Below are 4818 nucleotides of genomic sequence, written 5' to 3'. Positions count from 1 at the left end.
ATTTACCAGATAATCACTGATTATTTATTTTACCCATTTATAGCCCTTAAAAAGGGTTTCTTTTTCAGCACCCTCGTCATTTGACTGCTGTCCTTTATCTTAAGGCGGGTTTTTTTAGAATTTTTTCACCTAATGAATCTGCCCACTGTTCCGGCCAAGCAAAGGAGTAGGGGACGCCGTACTGTTGACGTAGTTTTTTGTATCGGGATAAACGAGACCATGAAAGGGAAACAAACCCAACAGTTAACAGGTACAAAGGACCTAAGATAAGAGACTGAATCGTGTGCCCATATTCATGTACAGAAATGCGGTCACAGCGCTCTTTTAAACGATAGGAGTCTTGTTTGGTATACTTTAATAAATCGGGGTTCTTTTCATTTGGAACAAAAATAAACAAGCCTAAAGAAATACCGTTAAAGGTCGGCCATTTCGTTCGAATGGCTCCGTGATAAAAATCATGAGGGTGTTTAATAAACAAGAGAAATAATAAAAAGCCCAACAAGGTCTGAAAGAGTCCCCAACTCAATTGTAAAAGAATATAACACACATACAGCAGGCCATGTTTGAACGACACGTTTTTGTCTGAGTACATACTAACCGTCCTTTTGATTATCAAATAAGTAAAATGCTTCTCGTTTAGAAACGAGAAGCATATTTTTTAATATCTATATCTCTTGCAAAACACCAGTGAGCCGAGTCGCCTGAAATAATTAAATCAGCTTCTTGTAACTCATTGACATTCCGCGCTCCCACGAGGGTCATAATCCGACGTAGCTCTTCTTTCCAAGCATGGACTGTTTCAATAGCTTGATCGACATCATCTAATGCCATATGCATGAATTGACTGGATAAACCAGTTAGGGATGCCCCCAAGGATAAAGCTTTGGCTATTTCCATAGGGCGTCTAATCCCACCGGAAGCGATAATCTCTGCTTTTTCGGAGACTTCTTGTGCTTCAAGTAAAGAGACGACCGTCGATTGTCCCCAACCTTCAAAATCATCCATTTTATGATTTTTTCTGCGGAAGTTTTCAATCTGTGCAAAATTTGTGCCGCCCGATCCACTGATGTCAACCGTTTTAACCCCTAATGATTCCAGAAGCAAAATGGTTTTACGACTCATACCAAATCCGACTTCTTTTACAATAACAGGGACAGATAAGCCTTCTACAATTTCCTGAATGTTTTCTAACCAATTGGAAAACTCTCTATCACCCTCAGGCATCACTAACTCTTGAGGAGAGTTTACATGAATCTGAAAAGCATCTGCTTCGAGTAAGTCGACGACACGTTTGGCATTTTCCAAGCCGTGCCCCGCTCCTAGATTTGCAAAAACCAAACCATCTGGATTAGTTTTCCGTACAATTTCAAAAGAATCTTTCACAGAAGGATCTTTAATGGCTGCACTGACTGAACCTGTAGCGATAGCCAGACTTGTTTCACGAGCAATGATGGACAGCTTTTCATTGACTTTACCTGTCCAAGGACTTCCGCCAGACATGGCATTGATGAAAAAAGGAACAGAAAAATCTAACCCCGCTACTTGAACGGCTAAGTTAGCCTCTTTTACATCCATCTGTGGAAAAGAATCATGCACAAATTGAACATCATCAAATGAAGAGGCGGCATCATGATAAAACTTTTCAGACAAGGAGACGTGCTCATTTTTACGGTTAATTGGCTTAGACATACTGACACTCCATTTATTTATTATTTTTGGTAAATTTTAAAAGGGAGAGGAACAATGGCATGCTTTTTCCATTCCCCTTCAATCGTTTCTTTATACTGCAGGGAATCAATGAGAGCTATCCCACAATCGCCCCCACCGGCTCCAGATGTTTTGGCCGCCGCGTGATAGGCTTCTGCAATCTCACATAATGTTTTGAGAAGAGGCGTTTCAATCATAAGATGATTTTCCTGACTCAATTGTTGGAGGAGTTTTCGATTGCGCCTCACTTCTTCGAATAGACTATCCTTATCTTGAGTGCGAAAGGCCTCAATGAGTCGCTCTACACAAGCTTTACTTTCTGTTAAAAAAGCCGTGTAGGGTTCTTTTTTCTTATGGGCGTGAGCCGATCCTACTAACTTTTCTGTAGAAGCAGGTGACCCGGTCCATCCAATAAGTAACGTTAAAGAAGTCGGAGGAGTAAGCTTTTCAATGCTTAACAAGGGCCAGTCCAACTGGACCATGTCAGAGACGGAATGGGTCTGCTGCTTCGATTGTACCCACTCTTTGTCAAAGCTAGTATAGGCAATCCACCCCGTATAAGCAGCGGCTGCTAGATCTCCAAAAGAGCCTTTGCTGTTTAACTTCATGTGAGCTAAAGCAGCCAGTTTATAGAGAAGGATATCAGATACAGGATAAGAGAGCGAAGCGAGGAGCGCTTCTATAACAGCTACCGTGACAGCTCCGCTAGATCCTAAGCCGTATTTCTCTCCTGACTTTGAGGTTAACTCACTTTCAATGAGTATATCATAATAAGAAAGGGTCTGTCCTTTTTCTAATAGAAACTGTTCCGTTGTATGTAAAGCAGAGAGAAGAATATCTGCTGATTCTACCTCTTCGGTTAAGCTCACCTGTCCGTTTTCTCTCGTCCACTTTAACGCCTCTTCTGATAAGGCGGGGGAACTGATCGTTCCATACTCTCGCTTTGAAGGCGAAACTTGGACATGGATGAAGCGGTCTAAAGCGACGAGAACAGCTGGATAGCCTGGCTCAGTCACAGCATATTCACCGGCGATATATAATTTTCCAGGAGCTTTCGTTTGTACGTCCTTCATCATTTTATTGCTTTCCTCTCTATTACTGCTCCAGCGTATGAATTCCCGGTCCAGGTCGGGCTTCAATGAGCTGGTCAGCTTCGAAATGAGTGAGTAAAAAGTCTTTTATACCGGTCATTTCAGACTGCTTGCATACTATTTTTACGTTGGGACCGGCGTCCATGGTGAAATAAGCTGTGAACCCCTTTTTTCGTAAAGCTCTGACTGCATCCATGGCTTTCATACTCTCAGCTGTCCAGTACGTGAATGGTGGATTGGCAGCTAAGGTTGTTGCATGCATTTTTAAAGCATTTCGCTCGGCAATTTGTCCAACTGACTCGACATTTTTTTCAGAAATCGCTTGTTTCATAGCTTTTAGATCGGCATCCAATGTCTTTAACCAACCCTCATAAAAAGCAGAGGTTTCAACAGTTCGTTTCATTCCGTCTCGACTAGAGACTTCTTTTACTGCGTCGTTTACAATAATGAAGAGCATGCCGATATCCCAGTTAGCGTCATCGACTGGAACAGCAAAGGATGTGGCATCATCGGTTCCTTTTATCCATTCTGCAAACCCGCCGTAAATACTTCTGGAAGCAGAACCAGACCCTCTTCGGGCCAGTTTAGATAATTCTTCTTGAGAAAGCTTCAAGCCGGCTGCCTGACTGGCTGCTCCTGCTAAAGCAGCTAAACCAGAAGCGGATGAGGCTAAACCAGCTGCTGTAGGAACATGGTTAATACTTTCAACTAAAGCAGGGGAGGTGATTCCCGCTTGCTCTCTGACACTATTTAAAACCGTTTGTACTTTACCTAAAGCTGAATGCGGTTGTTTTTCTCCATCAAGGATAAGTTCATCTTCTACCAAAGACTGATCAAATGTCACACGTGTATCTGTGTAAAAGGCATCCAACGTAAGTGACAGAGAATTGTTTTTGGGAATAATCAATTCTTCATTTTCTTTACCCCAATATTTAATCAATGCAATATTTGTATGGGCACGTACCCATTTAGTCATTTTTTTCCACTCCTAAAGCATGAATCCACGTCTCAACTGCTCCGTGTTCCATTAATTTATGGGCGATGCGCTTCGCTTGTTTCGCTGTTTTAGTTAAGGCAATCATACAGCCTCCGCGTCCGCCGCCTGTTAATTTTGCTCCTAATGCTTTATATTCTAAAGCCGTATCTACCAGATGATCCAGTGCTTCATTGCTGACTTGAATCATTTTTAAATGGGAATGAGCAGCAGTCATTAATTTGCCTAATTGTTCGCTGTTGTTTTCTTCTATCGCTTTCTTCGCTTGCTCGGTTAACTCACCTAAAGCCTCAATCACACGTTTAGTCGCGTGATAAGACCCCTTCATCTGCTCAGCTACCCCTTCCACGGCCTGCTTAGTCTGGCCTTTCATCCCTGTGTCTGCCGCAATAATATAGCCGGATAAGCGCAAGGGGATAGGGTCAAAGGCGGAATTCTTTTTATAATAAACCGGTGAGAGACTGCTGGTTACTCGGGCATCCAGTCCACTGGGGTTGCCATGAGCTATTTTTTCAGAGATATCTACATAATATAACAAGGTCTCATAATCCAGCGGTTCACTGAAATAAGTGAACAAGGCCCGTACTAAAGCAGAGGCTACAGCTGCGCTGGATCCCATCCCTCTTTCAGGAGGAATGAGGCTGGAAATCGTTATCGTTAAAAAGTCCACCGGTTGATCTAAATCTTCACAAATCGATGCGATCACTATTTTTATATTTTTTAATGCCTCAGGAACATCTTTCACTGCTCCTTGGTAATAGCTGGAAATCAATCGGCTCTCTCCATCTGTTGGTTCAATCGTCACTTCAACAGGCGTTGCTAGAAAAGGAAGAGCAATAGCGGGTTCGTTATAGACGACAGCATGTTCACCCATTAAAATGATTTTACCATGAGCCGTACCGATGGCTTGTTCAAAGAGAGTTTTCATCTGTTCCACCCCTTCATCTCTCGCGTATTTCCAAAAATTTTGTTTATTTTATAGTTTATTTCTTCGTTTATTGCTTGTAAATCAATCTTTTACACAAA

At 42.2% G+C, this 4818-nt stretch carries 5 protein-coding genes; all 5 read right to left on the bottom strand.

Translation table 11 applies throughout. The features are described from left to right. Positions 1-94 precede the first annotated feature (94 nt). From ABDZ53_RS05060 to mvk, 5 genes are read right to left on the bottom strand one after another with little or no spacing between them, the layout of a single operon-like run. Entirely contained in the window at positions 95-592 is a 498-nt protein-coding gene (locus ABDZ53_RS05060; protein ID WP_343754503.1) for a hypothetical protein, read from the bottom strand. Between the two features lie 44 nt (positions 593-636). Beyond that, positions 637-1689 carry a type 2 isopentenyl-diphosphate Delta-isomerase gene (fni, locus tag ABDZ53_RS05055; RefSeq protein WP_343754502.1) on the bottom strand — a complete coding sequence of 351 codons (1053 nt, stop codon included), beginning with the start codon at positions 1687-1689 and terminating at the stop codon, positions 637-639. A 20-nt stretch (positions 1690-1709) separates the two neighbouring features. Continuing rightward, positions 1710-2783 (bottom strand): phosphomevalonate kinase, encoded by a 1074-nt coding sequence (locus ABDZ53_RS05050; RefSeq protein ID WP_343754501.1) that lies wholly within the window; start codon positions 2781-2783, stop codon positions 1710-1712. Positions 2784-2802: 19 nt separating this feature from the next. Then, positions 2803-3774 (bottom strand): diphosphomevalonate decarboxylase, encoded by a 972-nt coding sequence (gene mvaD, locus ABDZ53_RS05045; RefSeq protein WP_343754500.1) that lies wholly within the window; start codon positions 3772-3774, stop codon positions 2803-2805. Then, entirely contained in the window at positions 3767-4720 is a 954-nt protein-coding gene (gene mvk, locus ABDZ53_RS05040; RefSeq protein WP_343754504.1) for a mevalonate kinase, read from the bottom strand. Before mvk ends, mvaD begins: the two co-directional genes overlap by 8 nt. Between the last annotated feature and the right edge of the window lie 98 nt (positions 4721-4818).

Source organism: Alkalibacterium iburiense (assembly GCF_039521845.1).
Classification (GTDB): Bacteria; Bacillota; Bacilli; order Lactobacillales; family Carnobacteriaceae_A; genus Alkalibacterium; species Alkalibacterium iburiense.
The sequence above is the reverse complement of the archived record's forward strand: the minus strand, read 5'-3'. Positions and strand labels throughout refer to the sequence as shown.

Excerpts from the sequence above, each read along its gene's own strand:
- ABDZ53_RS05060 (WP_343754503.1), bottom strand. The coding sequence starts at position 592 with ATGTACTCAGACAAAAACGTGTCGTTCAAACATGGCCTGCTGTATGTG.
- fni (WP_343754502.1), bottom strand. The coding sequence starts at position 1,689 with ATGTCTAAGCCAATTAACCGTAAAAATGAGCACGTCTCCTTGTCTGAA.
- ABDZ53_RS05050 (WP_343754501.1), bottom strand. The coding sequence starts at position 2,783 with ATGATGAAGGACGTACAAACGAAAGCTCCTGGAAAATTATATATCGCC.
- mvk (WP_343754504.1), bottom strand. The coding sequence starts at position 4,720 with ATGAAAACTCTCTTTGAACAAGCCATCGGTACGGCTCATGGTAAAATC.
- mvaD (WP_343754500.1), bottom strand. The coding sequence starts at position 3,774 with ATGACTAAATGGGTACGTGCCCATACAAATATTGCATTGATTAAATAT.